This is a genomic window from Kitasatospora sp. NBC_00240, assembly GCF_026342405.1.
Classification (GTDB): domain Bacteria; phylum Actinomycetota; class Actinomycetes; order Streptomycetales; family Streptomycetaceae; genus Kitasatospora.
The window spans coordinates 233033-251943 of the sequence record NZ_JAPEMU010000001.1 but is presented as its reverse complement, the minus strand read 5'-3'; the positions used below and the strand labels follow the sequence as shown (position 1 = coordinate 251943).

Here is an 18911-nt window from a genome sequence, read left to right as displayed (position 1 = left end):
ATGACCGACACCCTGGACACCGCCCCGGTCCTCGCCCCCTCCGCCGCCGACCCGCAGCGGCTCGACCCGGCGCAGGACCCGGTGGCCCGCTTCCTCCGGGCGGCCGCCGCCGCCCCCGCACGCACCGCCGTACAGGCCGCCGGCACCAGCCTCAGCTTCGCCGAACTCGACCACCGCACCGCCGTCCTTGCCGGTGCCCTGCGCGCCCACGGCATCCGCCGCGGCGACCGGGTCGGCGTCCACCTGCCCCGGACGGCCGAGCTGGTGGTGGCCCTGCTCGCGGTCTGGCGGGCCGGCGCCGCGTACGTCCCGCTCGACCCCGCCTACCCGGCCCCGCGGCTCGCCCTGATGGCCGAGGACGCCGCCCTCGCCCTGCTGATCAGCACGGACGCCGCCGCCCTGGCCCTGCCGCCCGGCCTGCGCACCATCCGCCCGGACGCCGCCGGGACGCCTACCGACCCGGCGCCCGGCACCCCCCACGATCCGGCGTACGTGATCTACACCTCCGGCTCCACCGGCACCCCCAAGGGCGTCGAGGTCTGCCGCGGCAACGTCGCCGCCCTACTGGCAGGCCTGGAGCGGAGCGGCGCCTACCGCGCCGAGCCGGCCGTGGTCGGCTGGAACGCCAGCGTCTCCTTCGACGCCTCCGTCCAGCAGTGGGCCCGGGTCTGCCGCGGCGACACCCTGGTCGTCCTGGACGACGCCGAGCGCCTGGACCCGGAGCGCCTCGCGGCCGTCATCGCCCGGCACGGCGTCACCGACCTGGACCTCACCCCCTCGCACTGGGAGCTGCTCCGCGAGCCGCTGGCCGGCGCCCGCACCCCGCGGCTGTTCATGGGCGGCGAGCCGGTGCCCGAGCGGACCTGGAAGGAGATCGACGCGGCCGGCCTGGACGCCCTCAACCTGTACGGCCCCACCGAGTGCACCGTCGACTCCACCACCACCCGCATCAGCGGTCCCGGCCCGCACATCGGCGCCCCGCTGCCCGGCGTCGGGGCCCACCTGCTGGACGAGCACCTCCGGCCCGTCGCCCCGGGCGCCACCGGCGAGCTCTACCTCACCGGTCCGGGCATCGCCCACGGCTACGTCCGCCGCCCCGGCCAGACCGCCGGACGCTTCGTCGCCAGCCCCTTCACCCCCGGGGAGCGGATGTACCGCACCGGCGACCAGGCCCGGCGGGGCCCCGGCGGCCTGCTGGAGTACGCCGGGCGGGTCGACCGACAGGTCAAGCTGCGCGGCTACCGGATCGAGCTCGGCGAGATCGAACACGCGCTGGCCCGCCACCCGGCCGTCGCCGAAGCCGCTGTCAAGGTGTACGAGGCCGCCCCCGGCGACCGGCGCCTGGCCGGCTACGTCACCGCGGCGTCCCCGGTCACCCCGGGCGAGCTGCTGGAGGACCTGCGCGGCCGGCTGCCGGCACACCTGGTGCCCGCCACCGTGACCGTGCTGCCGGCCTTCCCGCTCACCCCCAACGGCAAGACCGACCACGCGGCGCTCCCCGTACCCGCCGCGCCGGCCGAACCCGACGCCCCCGCCGCGGCCTCCGCGGCCCCCGCCCCCGGCGCCGACGGTGTCGGCGAGCAGGTCGCCGGAGTCTGGCGCACCGTCCTCGGCCTGGACACCGTCCGCCCCGACGACAGCTTCCTCGACCTCGGTGGCCACTCGCTCGCCGCGCTGCGGGTCGTCCACATGCTGCGCCGCAAGCTCGGCGTCGAACTGCAGCTGCGCCACCTGCTGGACGCCGAGGACCTGGCCGCCTTCACCGAGGCCGTCCGCCGCGCCACCCTGGCCGGGACGGCGCCCCGCCCCGCGCTGGTCGCCCGCCGCGACGGCACCCGATGACCCCCGGCCGCCCCCGCGTCGAGGGCGACTGGCTGCTCGTCCCCGCACCCCAGCCGCACCGCCCCTTCCGGCTGTTCTGCTTCCCGCACGCCGGCGGCGACGCCACCGCCTACATCCCGCTGGCGCACGCGCTGGCCCCGCTCGCCGAGGTCTGGGCGCTGCGGATGCCCGCCCGGGGCGGCCGCGGCCGGCACCCGATGCCCGCCACCTTCGACCAGCTGGTCCGCACGGTGGTGGCGGAGCTCGGCCCCCACCTGGACGGCCCGTTCGGCTTCTACGGCCAGAGCCTCGGCGCGCTGCTCGCCTTCGAGACGGCCCGCGCCCTGCCACCCGGCCGGCGGCCCCGGATCCTGGTGACCGCGTCCGCCCAGCCGCCCAGCGCCTGGATCGGCGGCCGCCCGCAGCACCGCGACGCCGAGGACCTGCTCCGGCTCGCCGGGATGGGCGAACTCGTCGCGGCCGACCCTGAGTTGCGGGAGATCGCGCTGCATTCCATCCAGACCGACCTGGACGTCAGGCACACCTACCGGTACCGGCCGGCGCCGCCGATCGAGTCCGACCTGCACGCCGTGGTCGGCGCCGCCGACCCGATGCTCGGCGCCGGCCTGCTGGACGACTGGGCCCAGCACACCAGCGGGACGTTCGGCCTGACGGTCGTCCCCGGCGGGCACCTGCTGGCGACCGTCGAGCAGCGCGGACCGGCCGAGCTGCTCACCCACCTGATCACCCGCGAGCCGGTGCGTCCGAGCCGGCCGGCAGGCCCGAGCGACCCGGACCACCCGTACGACCTGGACCGCCCGAACCGTCTCGACCGCCCGAACCGCCTCGACCAGCCGGTCCTCCGGCGCCAGAAGGAGCAGCAATGGTCAGCACCACGCTCGATCTGAGTGACCCCGGACTCTGGGCCCGCCCGGAACTGCCCGCCGTCATCGACGAACTGCGCGCCGACGACCCCGTCCAGCGCACCGAGACCGCCGAGGACGGGCCGGTCTGGTCCGTGCTCTCCTACGACCTGGCCGCCGAGGTACTGAAGAACGCCGGCGCCTACAGCTCCGAGGGCGGCTCGCTGCTCGGCACCGGCGAGGGCCGCACGCCCGCCGGCGCCGGCCGGATGATGGCCCTCTGCGACCCGCCCAAGCATCGCCAACTCCGTACCCCGGCCAACCCGTTCTTCTCACCCGGCGGAGTGCGCAACGCCGCCCGGAGCATCACCGAACTGGCCGGCGAGATCATGGACAAGGCGGTCGCCCAGGGCGAGACCGACCTGGTGGACGCCGTGTCGGCGCTCCCGCTGGCCGTGATGTGCGACCTGCTCGACGTGCCCGCGGGGGACCGCGACATGGTGGTGCGGGTCTGCGACGCCGCCTTCCTCGGCCGCACCGCCGACGAGCGCCGGGCCGGCCACCAGCAGCTCATCCCGTATCTGCTGCACCAGGTCATGCGGCGCCGGGCCGACCCCGGCGAGGACCTGATCAGCGTCATGGCCACCTACAAGCCCGGCGGCCGGCTGATGCCGGTCGAGGACGTGGTGCTCAACCTGGACAACATCGTCGTAGGCGGCGTCCAGACCGTTCGCCACACGGCCGCGATCGGCCTGCTCACCCTGGCCCAGCACCCGCACCTGTGGCGCCAGTTGCAGAGCGGCGAAGCCACCATGGAGCTCGCCGTCGACGAACTGCTGCGGTGGACCTCGGTCGGCCTGCACACGCTGCGCACCGCCACCCGGGACATCGAGCTCGGCGGCCACCAGGTCCGCCGGGGCGACCGGGTGGTCGTCTGGACCTGGGCGGCCAACCACGACCCGGCGGCCTTCGAGCGGCCGCACGAGATCCTGCTCGACCGCAAGCCCAACCGGCACCTGGCGCTCGGCCTCGGCGCCCACTACTGCATCGGCGCCCCGCTGGCCAAGGCCGAACTCGGCGCGCTCTTCTCCGCCGCGCTGGAGCGGGTCGAGGTGATCGAGCCGATCGGGCCGCCGCAGTACAACCGGTCGCTGATCAACTTCGGACTGGACCACTTCCCCGCCCGGCTGGTCGCCCGCTGACCGGGGACGATCCGAACGGCTCCCGTCGGAGCGGGTGTTGAACTGCCGCTCTCCTGCCTGGCCTACTGCCGCTCGGGCCGCCCGGCCGTCGATAGGTTCGCAACACCAACAAGGAGGTCACCACCATGACGAACCCGTTCGAGGACGACAGCGCCAACTACCTGGTCCTGGCCAACGACGAGAATCAGCACTCGCTCTGGCCGGTCTGGATCGACGTGCCGGCCGGCTGGACCGTGGTGCACGAGGAGGACACCCGCCAGGGCGCCCTCGACTACATCGAGGCCAACTGGACCGACATCCGCCCGGCCAGCCTGGTCGCCTCCCTCGGCGGGAAGTGATCGCGCCGTGCTCACCTGGGAGATCAACCCCGGCCGCCCGGCCCTGACCCGGGCACCCGCCCTCGCGGGCATGGCCGAGGCGGGCGAGTGGCTCCGCGCGGCCGCCCCCGAGCTGCGGACCGCCCTGCACGAGCACGGCGTGGTGTTCCTGCGCGGCCTGCCGGTCGCCGGGACCGCCGACATCGCCACCGTCCGCGACATCCTGCTGCCGAACCGCACCCCCTACCGTGAGAAGGCCACCCCGCGCAGCGACTTCGGGGACGGCGTCTTCTCCTCCACCGACCTGCCCCCCGCGCAGTCCATCCGGATGCACAACGAGAACAGCTACACCCTCACCTTCCCCGGGTTGCTGCTGTTCGCCTGCCTGATCGCCCCCGCCGAGGGCGGCGCGACCCCGGTCGCCGACTGCCGCCAGGTGCTCAAGGAGCTGCCGCCCCATCTGGTCGACCGGATGAAGTCCTCCGGCTGGACGCTCACCCGCAACTACTCCGACTACGTCTCGCTGGGCTGGCGGACGGCTTTCGGCACGGAGGACCGGGAGGAGGTCGAGGCCTACTGCCGGGAAAACCTGATCTCCTGGGAGTGGCTGCCGGACGGCAACCTGCGCACCCGCCAGCTCCGGTCCGGGACCATCAGCCACCCGGAGACCGGTGACGAGGTCTGGTTCAACCACCTCGCGTTCTGGAACGAGTGGTCGCTGGAGGAGGACGTCCGGGAGGCGCTGACCGAGGAGTTCGGCTCCGCCGGCCTGCCGTTCAACACCGGCTTCGGCGACGGCGAGCCGGTCACCGCGAAGGACGTGGCCGCGCTCAACGCCGCGTACGCGGCCGCGACCGTCCGGGAGACCTGGCAGCGCGGTGACGTGATGCTGGTGGACAACGTGCTGGCCGCGCACGGCCGCGACCCGTTCGGCGGGGACCGCAAGATCGCGGTCGCGATGGGTGAGCCGCTCGACGTCCTGGACTGCTGGCCGAGCGTGCGGCCGGCCGCCGGCGCCTGAGCCCGGCCCTCAGGTTCGCGTGAGTATCGCGACCTGACATCCCGCGCGAAGTCCGCTGCCGAAAGCCGGACTTGATGCGGGCATTCTTTGGAGCCGGCGCCCTGGAGTCAACGGGCCCGGTGCCCGGTCCGCCCGTCGGGCGCGGGTCCGCCTGCCCCGTCCCGCCCCACAAGCCCGCCCGCGCAGCCCGCCCGTACGTCCGGCGTGCGCGCGGGCGGGCTGGGCCCGGCCGTCGCCGCGGACCTCCGCCACCGCCCCGACACCGGCCCGCACCGCCGGCCCTGATCGGCGCGCACCGCCATGCCCCCAGACGCGATCTGAGACGAAGGAAGATCCGTGATACCGGTTTCGTTTGCGCAGCAGCGGCTGTGGCTGATCGACCAGATCGAGGGCCCGAGCCCGCTGTACAACCTGCCGTTCGCCGTACGGCTGCGCGGCGAGCTGGACGTCCCCGCCCTGCGGGCCGCGCTGGCGGACGTGGTGGAGCGGCACGAGACGCTGCGGACGGTGTTCCCGGTCGTCGGCGGTGGCCCCGTGCAGCAGGTGCTCCCCGCCGCCGAGGCGGAGTTCGGCTTCGAGGTGGTCGAGTGCGGTCCGGCCGACTACCCGGCCCGGCGGGACGCCGCGGCGGCCACCACCTTCGACCTGGCAGCCGAACTGCCCATCCGGGTCACGGTGTTCACCCTCGCTCCGGGGGAGCACGTACTGCTGGTGGTGCTGCACCACATCGCCGGGGACGGCTGGTCGCTCGGCCCCTTCCTGCGTGACCTCGCCGCCGCCTACACGGCGCGGCACGCGGGCGACCGGCCCGGCTGGGAGCCGCTGCCGGTGCAGTACGCGGACTACGCGCTCTGGCAGCGCGAGCTGCTGGGCGCCGAGGACGACCCCGAGAGCCTGCTCTCACGCCAACTGGCGCACTGGCGCGAAGCCTTGGCCGGCCTGCCGGAGGAACTCGACCTGCCCGCCGACCGGCCGAGGCCGGCCGTGTCGAGCGGCGCCGCCGACGGACTTGAGTTCCGCCTCGACGCCGGCCTGCACGCCGCTCTGCTGGAGCTGGCCCGTGCCCACCGCGCGACCCTCTTCATGGTCCTGCAGGCCGGGTTGGCCGCTCTGCTGTCCCGGCTAGGCGCCGGCACCGACGTGCCGATCGGCTCGGGCGTCGCGGGCCGGCCCGACGAGGCGCTGGACGACTTGGTGGGGTTCTTCGTCAACACGCTGGTGCTGCGCACGGACACTTCGGGCGACCCGGACTTCGTCGAGCTGCTGGCCCGCGTCCGGGAGACCCAGCTGGACGCGCACGCCCACCAGGACGTGCCGTTCGAGCGGCTGGTGGAGGAGCTGAACCCGGTCCGCTCGCTGGCCCGGCACCCGCTCTTCCAGGTGCTGCTGGTGCTGCAGAACAACGAACCGGCCCGGTTGGGCCTGCCCGGCCTGGAGGTCTCGCCGGAGCCGATCGGCATGCGGGTCGCGAAGTTCGACCTGAACATCGGCATGGAGGAGACCTTCGGTCCGGACGGTGCCCCCGCCGGCATCACCGGCTCGGTCGAGTACGCGGCCGACCTGTTCGACCGGTCGACGGTGGTTTCGATGGCGGAGCGGTTGGGGCGGTTGCTGGCGGCGGTGGCGGCTGATCCTTCGGTGTCGGTGGGTCGGGTGGAGTTGTTGGGGTCGGACGAGCGGGTGTTGGTGCTGGAGGGGTGGAACGACACGGCGGTGCCGGTGGTGGCGGGTTCGTTGCCGGAGTTGTTCGCGGTGCGGGTGGCGCGGTCGCCGGATGCGGTGGCGTTGGTGGCGGACGGGGTTGAGCTCTCCTACCGGGAGTTGAACGCGCGGGCGAACCGGTTGGCGCATCGTCTGATCGGTCTGGGGATCACTGCGGAGTCGCCGGTGGCGATGTTGCTGGAGCGGTCCTGGGAGGTGGTGGTCGCCACGTTGGCGGTGCTGAAGGCGGGTGGTTTCTACGTGCCGATGCACGCGAGTCTGCCGCCGGAGCGGATGGCGGGGGTGCTGGCGGACACGGGCGCCCGGGTGCTGCTGACCGACCGTACCGAGCTGGGCTTCGCGCACGCGGCGGCCGTGCTCCGGCCGGGGGACGACCTGCCGGACATCGACACCGATCCGTCGGTGGTGGTGCACCCGGACCAGTTGGCGTACGTGATGTTCACCTCGGGCTCGACCGGGGTGCCCAAGGGCGTGGCCGTCCGGCACCGCGACGTGGTCGACCTCGCCGCCGACCGCCGCTGGCGGGGCGGCGCGCACGACCGCATCCTGCTGCACTCGCCGCACGCCTTCGACGCTGCCACCTACGAGCTCTGGGTGCCCCTGCTCGCCGGCGGTACCGTGGTCGTCGCCCCGCCCGGCGGTCTGGACGCGCCGGGACTGCGGTCGGTCGTGGCCCGCCACCGGGTGACGGCCCTGTTCATCACCAAGGCCCTGTTCGACCTGGTGGCCGAGGAGGACCCGGAGGCCTTCGCCGGCCTGCGGACGGTCTCCACCGGCGGCGAGGCCGCCTCCGGCGCGCTGATGCGCCGAGTCCTGGACGCCTGCCCCGACCTGCTGCTCGCCCACGTCTACGGACCGACCGAGGCGACCACCTTCGCCACCTACCAGGCCCTGTCCGCGACCGAACCGGCCGCAGTCCGGGTGCCGATCGGCACCCCGCTCGACAACATGCGCAGCTACGTCCTGGACGGGAATCTGCGGCCGGTGCCGCCGGGGGTCGCGGGGGAGCTGTACATCGCCGGCGCCGGCCTGGCCCGCGGGTACTGGAACCGGCCCGCGCTGACCGCCGAGCGGTTCGTGGCCTGCCCCTTCGTGCCCGGCGGCCGGATGTACCGGACAGGCGACCTGGTCCGCCAACGGGACGGCGGCGCGCTGGAGTTCCAGGGCCGGGCGGACGCCCAGGTCAAGCTGCGCGGCTTCCGGATCGAGCTGACCGAGATCGAGGCGGTGCTCAGCCGCCACCCGGCCGTCCGCCAGGTGATCGTGATCGCCCGCGAGGACCGGCCCGGTGACACCAGGCTGGTCGCCTACTGCGCCGCAACCGGCGAACCGGCCGAGCTGGCAGCCGAGTTGCGGAGGCTCGCGGCCGACGCACTGCCCGCCTACATGGTCCCCGCCGCCGTGGTGGTGCTGGACGCCCTGCCGCTGAACGCCAACGGCAAGGTCGACCGCCGGGCCCTGCCCGCCCCCGACCAGGGCCGGCCGGACGGTGGCCGGGCACCGCGCGACCCGCGCGAGGAGATCCTCTGCGGCCTGTTCGCCGAGGTGCTCGGCCTCGACGAGGTGACCATCGACGAGGACTTCTTCGACCTCGGCGGGCACTCCCTGCTGGCCACCCGCCTGGTCAGCCGGGCCCGCACCGCCCTCGGGGTGGAGCTGGGTATCGCCGACCTGTTCCAGGCCCCGACCGTGGCCGGCCTCGGCGAGCGGCTCTCCGGCACCGCGACCCGGCCCGCCCTGCGCCCCCGGCCCCGCCCGGCGCACCTGCCGCCGTCCTTCGCCCAGCAGCGCCTCTGGTTCATCGGACAGGTCGAGGGCCCGAGCCCCACCTACAACGTCACGCTCGCCCTGCGGCTGCGCGGCCCGCTCGACCGGGCCGCACTGGCCCAGGCCCTCGCGGACGTGGTGGACCGCCACGAGTCCCTGCGCACGGTCTTCCGCGCGATCGACGGTGTGCCCGGGCAGGAGATCCTCCCCGGCCCGGTCGGCCCGCTGCTCACCGTCACCGGCGACCCTCTCGACGAGCTGGCCGGCCACACCTTCGACCTGGCCACCGACCTGCCACTGCACGCGTACCTTCGGCCGGAAGGCCCGGACGAGCACGTGCTGCTGCTGGTCATGCACCACATCGCCAGCGACGGCTGGTCGATGGACCCGCTGTTCCAGGACCTCGCCCGCGCCTACCGGGCCCGATGCGGCGGCGCCGCCCCCGGCTGGCGGCCGCTGCCCGTCCAGTACGCCGACTACACCCTGTGGCAGCAGGAGCTGCTCGGCTCCGAGCAGGACGGCGGCAGTCTGCTGGCCGGCCAACTGGCCTTCTGGAAGGACGCGCTGGCCGGACTGCCGGAGGAGCTGCCGCTGCCGCTGGACCGTCCGCGCCCGCCGGTCGCCGGCCACCGCGGCGACGTGGTGCCGGTCGAGCTGGAACTCGGCCTGCACCGACGGTTGGTGGAGCTGGCCGCCGCCAACGGCGTCACGCTCTTCATGCTGCTCCAGGCGGCCCTCGCGACGCTGCTGCACCGGTTCGGCGCCGGGGAGGACATTCCGATCGGGGCACCGGTGGCCGGCCGGATGGACGAGGCCTTGGACGAGCTCGTCGGGTTCTTCGCCAACACCCTGGTGCTGCGGGTGGACCTCGGCGGCCGGCCGAGCTTCGAGGAGGTGCTGCACCGGGTCCGGGCCACCAACCTGGCGGCGTACGCGCACCAGGACGTGCCGTTCGAGCGGCTGGTGGAGGAGCTGAACCCGGTCCGTTCGCTGGCCCGGCACCCGCTCTTCCAGGTGATGCTGGCCTTCAACAACACGGCGGAGGCGAACCTGGAATTCCCCGGCGTCAAGGCGGAGTCCGAGCCCGTCGGGGCGGGCAGTGCCACCTTCGACCTGACGCTGAACCTGGTCGAGCGCCGCCGGGCGGACGGGACCCCGGCCGGGCTCGGGGGTGCCTTCGAGTACGCCACCGACCTGTTCGACCGGGAGACCGCGGAGCGGCTGGCGGCCGGGTTGCTCCGGCTGCTGGCGGAGGTGGCCGAGGCCCCGGCGGGCCCGGTCGGGGCGATCGACGTCCTCTCGGCCCACGACCGGCGTGCCCTCGCGGGCCGGAACGCGACCACCGTCGCCCAGGCGCCGTCGACGTACACCGAGGTGTTCGAGGCGCAGGCGGCCCGGACACCGGACGAGGCGGCCCTGGTCTGCGGGGAAGTACAGCTGACCTACGCGGAGTTGAACGCCCGGGCGAACCGGGTGGCGCGCGGCCTGGTGGACCAGGGCGTCGGCCCGGAGGACGTGGTGGCCCTGGCGCTGACACGCTCCGCCGACGCGGTGACCGGGCTGCTCGCGGTGCTGAAGGCCGGTGCGGCGTACCTGCCGCTGGACGCGGAGTACCCGGCGGAGCGGATCGCCCACATGCTCGGCGACGCGCGGCCGGTGCTGGCGCTGACGCACCGGGCCTGGTCCTCGGACCTGGCGGGGGTGCGGGGCGTCCGGATCGACGAGCCGGCCTGGCAGGAGCTCTCCGGGGAGAACCTGGGCCCGCGGGCCGGGGCCGGGAACGCCGCGTACGTGATCTACACCTCCGGTTCGACCGGCCGGCCCAAGGGCGTGGTGATCGACCACGGCAACCTGGCCAACCTGCTCGCCTTCCACCGGGCCGAAACCGTGGCGGCCACCGAACGCGCCCACGAGGGCCGGCGGTTCCGGGTGGCGTTGACCGCCTCGCTCTCCTTCGACACCTCGCTGGAGGGGTTCCTCTGGCTGGCCTCCGGCCATGAGCTGCACCTGCTCGGCGAGGACGTCCGCCGGGACGCCACGGCGGTGTCGCGCTACGTCGCCCAGGCGGAGATCGACGTCCTGGACCTCACCCCCACCTACGCCGAGCAGCTGATCGAGGAGGGCCTGCTGGCGGGCCGCCGGCCGGCCCTGCTGATGCTCGGCGGGGAGGCGGTCGGGCAGACCCTGTGGAACACCCTGCGCGCCACGGACGGCACCCTCGCGTACAACATCTACGGGCCGACCGAGTGCACGGTGGACGCCCTCTACGCCCGACTGGCGGACGGTGAGCGGCCGTTGATCGGTGCTCCGGTGACCAACACCCGGGTGTACGTGCTGGACGCGGGGTTGAGCCCGGTGCCGCCAGGCGTGGCGGGGGAGCTGTACCTGGCGGGGGCGGGTCTGGGGCGCGGGTACCTCAACCGGGAGGCGTTGACGGCGGAGCGATTCGTGGCCTGCCCCTTCGCGCCGGGTGAGCGGATGTACCGGACGGGTGACCTGGCCCGGTGGCGGGCGGACGGCCAGGTCGAGTACCTGGGCCGCACCGACCAGCAGGTGAAGATCCGCGGCTTCCGGATCGAGCTCGGCGAGGTCGAAGCCGCGCTGGGTGCGCACCCGCTGGTGCTGCAGGCTGCGGCCGTCGCCAGGACGGACGCCCCGGGCGGGAGCCGGCTGGTGGCGTACGTGGTCGCCGAACCTGGTGCGGAGGCAGCCGAGTTGCGGGCCTTCGCCGGAGCCTCGCTGCCCGCGTACATGGTGCCCTCGGCGGTGGTGCTGCTGGACGCCCTGCCGCTGACCGTCAACGGAAAGCTCGACCGCACCGCCCTGCCCGCACCTGAGTACCCGGCGGCCCCGGTCGGGCGGGCGGCGCGGACGCCGCGGGAGGAGATTCTCTGCGGGCTGTTCGCTGAGGTGCTGGGGCTGGCGTCGGTGGGTGTCGACGACGGGTTCTTCGACCTGGGTGGTCATTCGCTGCTGGCGACGAAGCTGCTCAGCCGGGTGCGTGCGGTGCTGGGCGTGGAGCTGGGCATCCGGGCGGTGTTCGAGCACCCGACGGTGGCCGGCCTCGCCCGGCAGCTGGACAGCGGTGGGAGCGCCCGGCCGGGCCTGGTCCCGGCGCGCCGCCCCGAGGTGGTGCCGCTGTCCTTCGCGCAGCAGCGCCTCTGGCTGATCGACCGGATGGAAGGGCCGGGCCCGCTCTACAACGTGCCGGTGGCGCTGCGGCTGCACGGCAGCTTGGACCTGGCGGCGTTGGAGGCGGCGCTGGCGGATGTGGTGGAGCGGCACGAGAGTCTGCGGACGGTGGTGGTGGAGGCGGACGGCGAGCCCTGCCAGCTGGTGCTGCCGGCCGAGGCCGCCCGCCCGGCGCTGGAGACGGTGGACTGCCGCACCGGTGGCGCTGAGGACGCCCTGGCCGAGTACGCCTGGCGCCCGTTCGACCTCGCGGCCGACCTGCCGGTCCGCGCCGCGGTGCTGGAGGTGGGCCCGGACGAGCACCTGCTGGTGCTGGTGCTGCACCACATCGCCAGTGACGGCTGGTCGATGGGCCCGCTGATGCGGGACCTGGCCGAGGCGTACACGGTCCGTGCGGCGGGTGAGCGGCCCAGCTGGACGCCGTTGCCGGTGCAGTACGCGGACTACGCGCTCTGGCAGCGTGACCTGTTGGGAGCCGAGGACGGGACCGGCACCCTGCTGGAGCGGCAGATCGCGTTCTGGCGCGAGACCCTCACCGGGCTGCCGGAGGAGCTGGAGCTGCCGACCGACCGGCCCCGGCAGGCGGTGACCGACCACGTCGGTGACCGGGTGGTGCTGCCGCTGGGGGCGGAGGTGCACCGGGAGTTGCTGGAGGTGGCGCGGGCGCACCGGGTGACGCTGTTCATGGTGCTGCGGGCCGGCCTGGCGGCCCTGCTGTCCCGGCTCGGCGCCGGCACGGATGTGCCGATCGGGTCGGTGGTGGCCGGGCGTTCGGACGAGGCGCTGGACGAGTTGGTGGGGTTCTTCGTCAACACGCTGGTGCTGCGGACGGACACCTCCGGGGATCCGAGCTTCACCGAACTGCTGGCCCGGGTACGGGAGGTGGACCTGGCGGCCTACGCCCATCAGGACGTGCCGTTCGAGCGGGTGGTGGAGGAGCTGAACCCGGTCCGTTCGCTGGCCCGGCACCCGCTCTTCCAGGTGATGCTGATCCTGCAGAACAACGAGTCCTCGGAGCTCGGCCTGACCGGTCTGCAGGTCGCGGCCGAGCCGATCGGGATGCGGGCCGCCAAGTTCGACCTGAACGTGATCCTGGAGGAGAGTTTCACCCCCGACGGACGGCCGGCCGGGCTGGACTGCGCGATCGACTACGCGGTCGACCTCTTCGACCGCTCGACGGTCGAGTCCGTCGCCGAGCGGCTGGGCCGGCTGCTGGCGGCCGTCGCCGCCGACCCGTCGGTCCCGGTCGGGCGGATCGAGCTGCTGGACGAGGCGGAGCGCGGCCGGATCCTCACCGACTGGAACGCCACCGAGCTCCCCGTCCCCCCGGCTCTGGTACCGGAGGTGTTCGAGGCGCAGGCGGCCCGGACCCCGGACGAGGTGGCGCTGGTCTGCGGCGAAGTCCGGCTGAGCTACGCGGAGTTGAACGCCCGGGCGAACCGGGTGGCGCGGGGTCTGGTGGACGAAGGGGTCGGCCCGGAGGACGTGGTGGCGCTGGCGCTGGCCCGCTCGGCGGACGTGGTCGTCGGCATCCTCGGGGTGCTGAAGGCGGGTGCGGCGTACCTGCCGCTGGACGCGGAGTACCCGGCGGAGCGGATCGCCGCCATGCTCGGTGACGCGCGGCCGACATTGGCGCTGACGCACCGGGCGTGGTCCTCGGACCTGGCGGGGGTGCGGGGCGTCCGGATCGACGATTCGGCCTGGCAGCGGTACCTGGGGGAGAATCCGGGCCCGCGGGCCGGGGCGGGGAACGCCGCATACGTGATCTACACCTCCGGTTCGACCGGCCGGCCCAAGGGCGTGGTGATCGACCACGGCAACCTGGCCAACCTGCTCGCCTTCCACCGCGCCGAGACCATCGGCGCCGCCGAACTCGCCCACCCCGGTCGCAGGTTCCGGGCCGCGCTGACCGCCTCGCTGTGCTTCGACGCCTCCTGGGACGGGCTGCTCTGGATGGTGGCCGGCCACCAGCTCCACCTGATCGGCGACGAGGTGCGCCGCGACGCCGCGGCCCTCGTCCGGTACAGCCGGGACGCCCGGATCGATGCCCTGGAGGTCACCCCGACCTATGCCGAGCAGCTGATCGAGGAGGGCCTGCTGGCGGCCCGACCGCCGGCCGTGCTGGCGCTCGGCGGTGAGGCCGTCCGGCCCGCCCTCTGGGACGAGCTCCGGGCGGCGCCGACCACCGCCGGCCACAACCTGTACGGGCCGACCGAGTGCACGGTGGACGCGCTGCACGCCCGACTGGGCGACGGTGAGCGGCCGTCGATCGGTGCACCGGTGGCGAACTCCCGGGTGTATGTGCTGGACGATCGGCTCAGCCCGGTGCCGCCGGGGGTGGCGGGGGAGCTGTACCTGGCCGGTGCCGGACTCGGGCGCGGGTACCTGAACCGGACGGCGTTGACGGCGGAGCGGTTCGTGGCCTGCCCGTTCGCCGCGGGTGAGCGGATGTACCGGACGGGTGACCTGGCCCGGTGGCGCGCGGACGGCCAGGTCGAGTACCTGGGCCGCACCGACGACCAGGTGAAGATCCGCGGGTTCCGGATCGAACTCGGGGAGGTGGAGGCGGTACTCGCCCGGCACCCCGAGGTCCGGCAGGTCACGGTGACCGCCAGGGAGGACCGGGCCGGGGACCGCCGGCTGGTCGCGTACTGCGCGGTGACGGCCGCGGGCCCCGCCCTGGCCCCGGAGTTGCGCCGTTTCGCGGCCGATGCGCTGCCTGCGTACATGGTGCCCTCGGCGGTGGTGCTGCTGGACGCGCTGCCACTGAACGCCAGCGGCAAGGTGGACCACCGGGCCCTGCCGGAGCCGGACTACACGGCCTTCTCCACCGGCCGGGTGGCGCGGACGCCGCGGGAGGAGATCCTCTGCGGGCTGTTCGCTGAGGTGCTGGGGCTGACGTCGGTGGGGATCGACGACGGGTTCTTCGACCTGGGCGGTCACTCCCTGCTGGCGACCAAGCTGCTCAGCCGGGTGCGTGCGGTGCTGGGCGCGGAGCTGGGCATCCGGGCGGTGTTCGAGCACCCGACGGTCGCCGGCCTCGCCCGGCAACTGGACACGACCGCGGGGCCGCGCACCGCCCCCGCAGCCCGGACCCGCCCCGAGGCCGTACCGCTGTCCTTCGCGCAGCAGCGCCTCTGGCTGATCGACCGGATGGAAGGGCCGGGCCCGCTCTACAACGTGCCACTGGCGCTGCGGCTGCACGGCAGCTTGGACCTGGCGGCGTTGGAGGCGGCGCTGGCCGATGTGGTGGAGCGGCACGAGAGTCTGCGGACGGTGGTGGTGGAGGCGGACGGCGAGCCCTGCCAGCTGGTGCTGCCGGCCGAGGCCGCCCGTCCGGTGCTGGAGGCCGTCGACTGCCGGACCTCTGGTCCGGGGGCGGTGGCGGAGGAGTTTGCCGACCGGCCCTTCGACCTGGCCACGGACCTGCCGATGCGCGCGGCGGTGTTCCAAGTCGCTTCGGACGAGCACCTGTTGGTGCTGGTGCTGCACCACATCGCCAGCGACGGCTGGTCGATGGGCCCGCTGATGCGCGACCTGGCCGAGGCCTACACGGCGCGGACGGCCGGAGAGAATCCGGCCTGGCAGCCGCTGGCGATGCAGTACGCGGACTACGCGCTCTGGCAGCGCGAGCTGCTGGGCGCCGAGGACGACCCCGCGAGCGTGCTCTCACGCCAACTGTCCCACTGGCGGGGGGCCCTGGCGGATCTCCCGGCGGAGCTGGCGCTCCCCACGGACCGGCCCCGGCAGGCGGTGACCGACCACGTCGGTGACCGGGTGGTGCTGCCGCTGGGGGCGGAGTTGCATCGGGAGTTGCTGGAGGTGGCGCGGGCGCACCGGGTGACGCTGTTCATGGTGCTGCAGGCCGGCCTGGCGGCCCTGCTGTCCCGGCTCGGCGCCGGCACGGATGTGCCGATCGGGTCGGTGGTGGCGGGTCGCTCCGACGAGGCGCTGGACGACTTGGTGGGGTTCTTCGTCAACACGCTGGTGCTGCGGACGGACACCTCCGGGGATCCGAGTTTCGCCGAACTGCTGGCCCGCGTCCGGGAGGTGGACCTGGCGGCCTACGCCCATCAGGACGTGCCGTTCGAGCGGGTGGTGGAGGAGCTGAACCCGGTCCGCTCAATGGCCCGGCACCCGCTCTTCCAGGTGATGCTGGTGCTGGAGGGCGCCGGCGACACCCCGCTCGACCTGGCCGGCCTGCGGGCCACGGCCGAGCCGGTCGGGGCGAGCGCCGCCAAGTTCGACCTGAACATCGGCATGGGGGAGTCCTTCGACCAGGACGGGAACCCGGCGGGCCTGGAGTGCGCCATCGACTACGCGGTCGACCTGTTCGACCGGTCGACGGTGGTTTCGATGGCGGAGCGGTTGGGGCGGTTGCTGGCGGCGGTGGCGGCTGATCCTTCGGTGTCGGTGGGTCGGGTGGAGTTGTTGGGGTCGGACGAGCGGGTGTTGGTGCTGGAGGGGTGGAACGACACGGCGGTGCCGGTGGTGGCGGGTTCGTTGCCGGAGTTGTTCGCGGTGCGGGTGGCGCGGTCGCCGGATGCGGTGGCGTTGGTGGCGGACGGGGTTGAGCTCTCCTACCGGGAGTTGAACGCGCGGGCGAACCGGTTGGCGCATCGTCTGATCGGTCTGGGGATCACTGCGGAGTCGCCGGTGGCGATGTTGCTGGAGCGGTCCTGGGAGGTGGTGGTCGCCACGTTGGCGGTGCTGAAGGCGGGCGGTTTCTACGTGCCGATGCACGCGAGTCTGCCGCCGGAGCGGATGGCGGGGGTGCTGGCGGACACGGGCGCCCGGGTGCTGCTGACCGACCGTACCGAGCTGGGCTTCGCGCACGCGGCGGCCGTGCTCCGGCCGGGGGACGAACTGCCGGACATCGACACCGATCCGTCGGTGGTGGTGCACCCGGACCAGTTGGCGTACGTGATGTTCACCTCGGGCTCGACCGGGGTGCCCAAGGGCGTGGCCGTCCGGCACCGTGACGTGGTCGACCTCGCCGCCGACCGCCGCTTCCGGGCCGCCGGGTCGCCGGACCGGATGCTGTTGCATTCGCCGCACGCCTTCGACGCTGCCACCTACGAGCTCTGGGTACCCCTGCTCGCCGGCGGTACCGTGGTCGTCGCCCCGCCGCGTGACCTCTCGCCGTCCGTGCTGCGGGAGGTGATCGCGCGGCACGCCGTCACCACGCTGTTCCTGACCAAGGGACTGTTCGACGTGGTGGCCGAGGAGGACCCGGCGGCGCTGACCGGACTGCGGACGGTCGGCACCGGCGGCGACACCGCCTCGGCGGCGATGGTGCGGCGGGTCGCCGAGGCAGCACCCGGTGTCACCCTGCTGAACCTCTACGGGCCCACCGAGATCACCACGGCCGCGACCTGCCACACCCTCGAAGGGGAGGCACCGATCACCGGCCCGGTGCCGATCGGCACCCCGCTGGACAACACCCGGGTCCACGTCCTGGACGAGCACCTGCAGCCGGTGCCGCCCGGAGTGCCGGGGGAGCTGTACATCGCCGGCGCCGGCCTGGCCCGCGGGTACTGGAAGCGGGCGGCGCTGACCGCCGAGCGTTTCGTGGCCTGCCCGTTCGCCCCGGGCGAGCGGATGTACCGGACGGGCGACCTGGTCAGGTGGCGCTCCGGCGGGGTGCTGGACTACCTGGGCCGGGCCGACGACCAGGTGAAGATCCGCGGCTTCCGGATCGAACTCGGCGAGGTCGAGGCGGTGCTCGCCCGGCACCCGGACGTCCGGCAGGCCCTGGTCGTCGCCCGGGAGGACCGGCCCGGCGACCGGCGCCTGGTCGCCTACTGCACGACTCCGGCGGACGCCGGCCCGCTGGAGGAGGAGCTGACCCGCTGGGCGGCGCACCGGCTGCCCGGGTACATGGTGCCCTCGGCCGTGCTGCTGCTGGACGCGCTGCCGCTGAACGCCAACGGCAAGGTCGACCACCGGGCGCTGCCGGTGCCCGAGCAGGCGGCACCCAGGCCGGGGCGCGGTCCGCGCACCCCGCAGGAGCGGATCCTGCGCGACCTGTTCGCGGAGGTGCTCGGCCTCGACGAGCCTGCGGCAGGGGCGCGTCCGGTCGGGATCGACGACGACTTCTTCGAGCTGGGCGGCCATTCGCTGCTGGCGACCAAGCTGCTCAGCCGGGTCCGGACGGCGCTCGGCGCCGACCTCGGGATGCGGGCCGTGTTCGAGGCCCCGACGGTGGCCGGGCTGGCCGCCCGGCTGACCACCGGCGAGGCCCCGGACGCGCTCGACGTCCTGCTGCCGCTGCGCTCCGGGGGCAGTCGGCCACCGCTGTTCTGCGTCCATCCGGCGGCGGGGATCAGCTGGGTGTACTCCGGTCTGCTCCGCCACCTGGACGCCGAACACCCGGTCTACGGCCTGCAGGCCCGCGGTCTGCGCGGGGCCGCGCCGGCGAGCGTGGCGGAGATCGCGGAGGACTACCTCGGGCAGCTTCGGTCCGTCCAACCCGTCGGCCCCTACCACCTGTTGGGCTGGTCCTTCGGGGCCGTGGTGGCGCACGCGGTGGCGGTCCGGCTGCAGGAGGAGGGCGAGCAGGTGGCCCTGCTGGCCCTGCTGGACGGGGCACCGGCCCGACCGGAGGAGCCCTCCGCAGCACCGGTCGGGGAGCCGGCCGACACCCTGGCCGAACTGCTGGTCTCGCTCGGGTACGACCCGGCCGACCCGCGCGGCCTCGGCGACCTGGAGGCCATGCTCGGTGAGGCCGCCCGCGTCCTGCCGGACGTCCTCGCCGGCAACGAGAAGTTGATGCGCGAACACGTCCCCGGGCACTTCGAGGGGGACGCGGTGTTCTTCGGCGCCACCCTCGACAAGCCCGCCGACTGGCCGTACGGGGAGGCCTGGCGGCCGTACGTGGGCGGCCGGATCGAACAGCACCGACTTGCCTGTGAACACGGCGCGATGACGCAGCCGGGTCCGATCGCACGGATCGGTTCCGTGCTGGCCGAGAAGTTGCCGGCCGAGAAGCTTGGGGAGTAGAGCG

Annotated in this window: 6 protein-coding genes; all 6 read left to right on the top strand. The window is 74.1% G+C overall.

What is annotated here, in order from left to right; genetic code table 11:
- The 6 genes from OG689_RS01085 to OG689_RS01060 all read left to right on the top strand — a co-directional run bounded on the left by OG689_RS01085 (position 1) and on the right by OG689_RS01060 (position 18907).
- The gene (locus tag OG689_RS01085) at positions 1-1842 is read left to right on the top strand and encodes a non-ribosomal peptide synthetase (protein WP_266316725.1); all 1842 of its coding nucleotides are present in this window, start codon (positions 1-3) and stop codon (positions 1840-1842) included.
- On the top strand, positions 1839-2729 hold the full coding sequence (locus tag OG689_RS01080) for a thioesterase domain-containing protein (RefSeq protein ID WP_266316723.1): 891 nt from the start codon (positions 1839-1841) through the stop codon (positions 2727-2729). The genes OG689_RS01085 and OG689_RS01080 overlap by 4 nt, the downstream gene beginning before the upstream one ends.
- Entirely contained in the window at positions 2705-3886 is a 1182-nt protein-coding gene (locus tag OG689_RS01075) for a cytochrome P450 (protein ID WP_266316721.1), read from the top strand. The genes OG689_RS01080 and OG689_RS01075 overlap by 25 nt, the downstream gene beginning before the upstream one ends.
- Before the next feature lie 125 nt (positions 3887-4011).
- Positions 4012-4224, top strand: coding sequence for an MbtH family protein (locus OG689_RS01070; RefSeq protein WP_266316719.1), 213 nt, complete (start codon positions 4012-4014; stop codon positions 4222-4224).
- 7 nt (positions 4225-4231) lie between these two features.
- Positions 4232-5224: a TauD/TfdA family dioxygenase gene (locus OG689_RS01065; RefSeq protein ID WP_266316717.1), complete on the top strand. Its 993-nt coding sequence runs from the start codon at positions 4232-4234 to the stop codon at positions 5222-5224.
- 336 nt (positions 5225-5560) lie between these two features.
- Entirely contained in the window at positions 5561-18907 is a 13347-nt protein-coding gene (locus tag OG689_RS01060; protein ID WP_266316716.1) for a non-ribosomal peptide synthetase, read from the top strand.
- The last annotated feature ends 4 nt before the right edge of the window (positions 18908-18911 follow it).

Coding starts and splice junctions, on each gene's coding strand:
- OG689_RS01080 (WP_266316723.1), top strand. CDS start 1,839: ATGACCCCCGGCCGCCCCCGCGTCGAGGGCGACTGGCTGCTCGTCCCC.
- OG689_RS01070 (WP_266316719.1), top strand. CDS start 4,012: ATGACGAACCCGTTCGAGGACGACAGCGCCAACTACCTGGTCCTGGCC.
- OG689_RS01075 (WP_266316721.1), top strand. CDS start 2,705: ATGGTCAGCACCACGCTCGATCTGAGTGACCCCGGACTCTGGGCCCGC.
- OG689_RS01085 (WP_266316725.1), top strand. CDS start 1: ATGACCGACACCCTGGACACCGCCCCGGTCCTCGCCCCCTCCGCCGCC.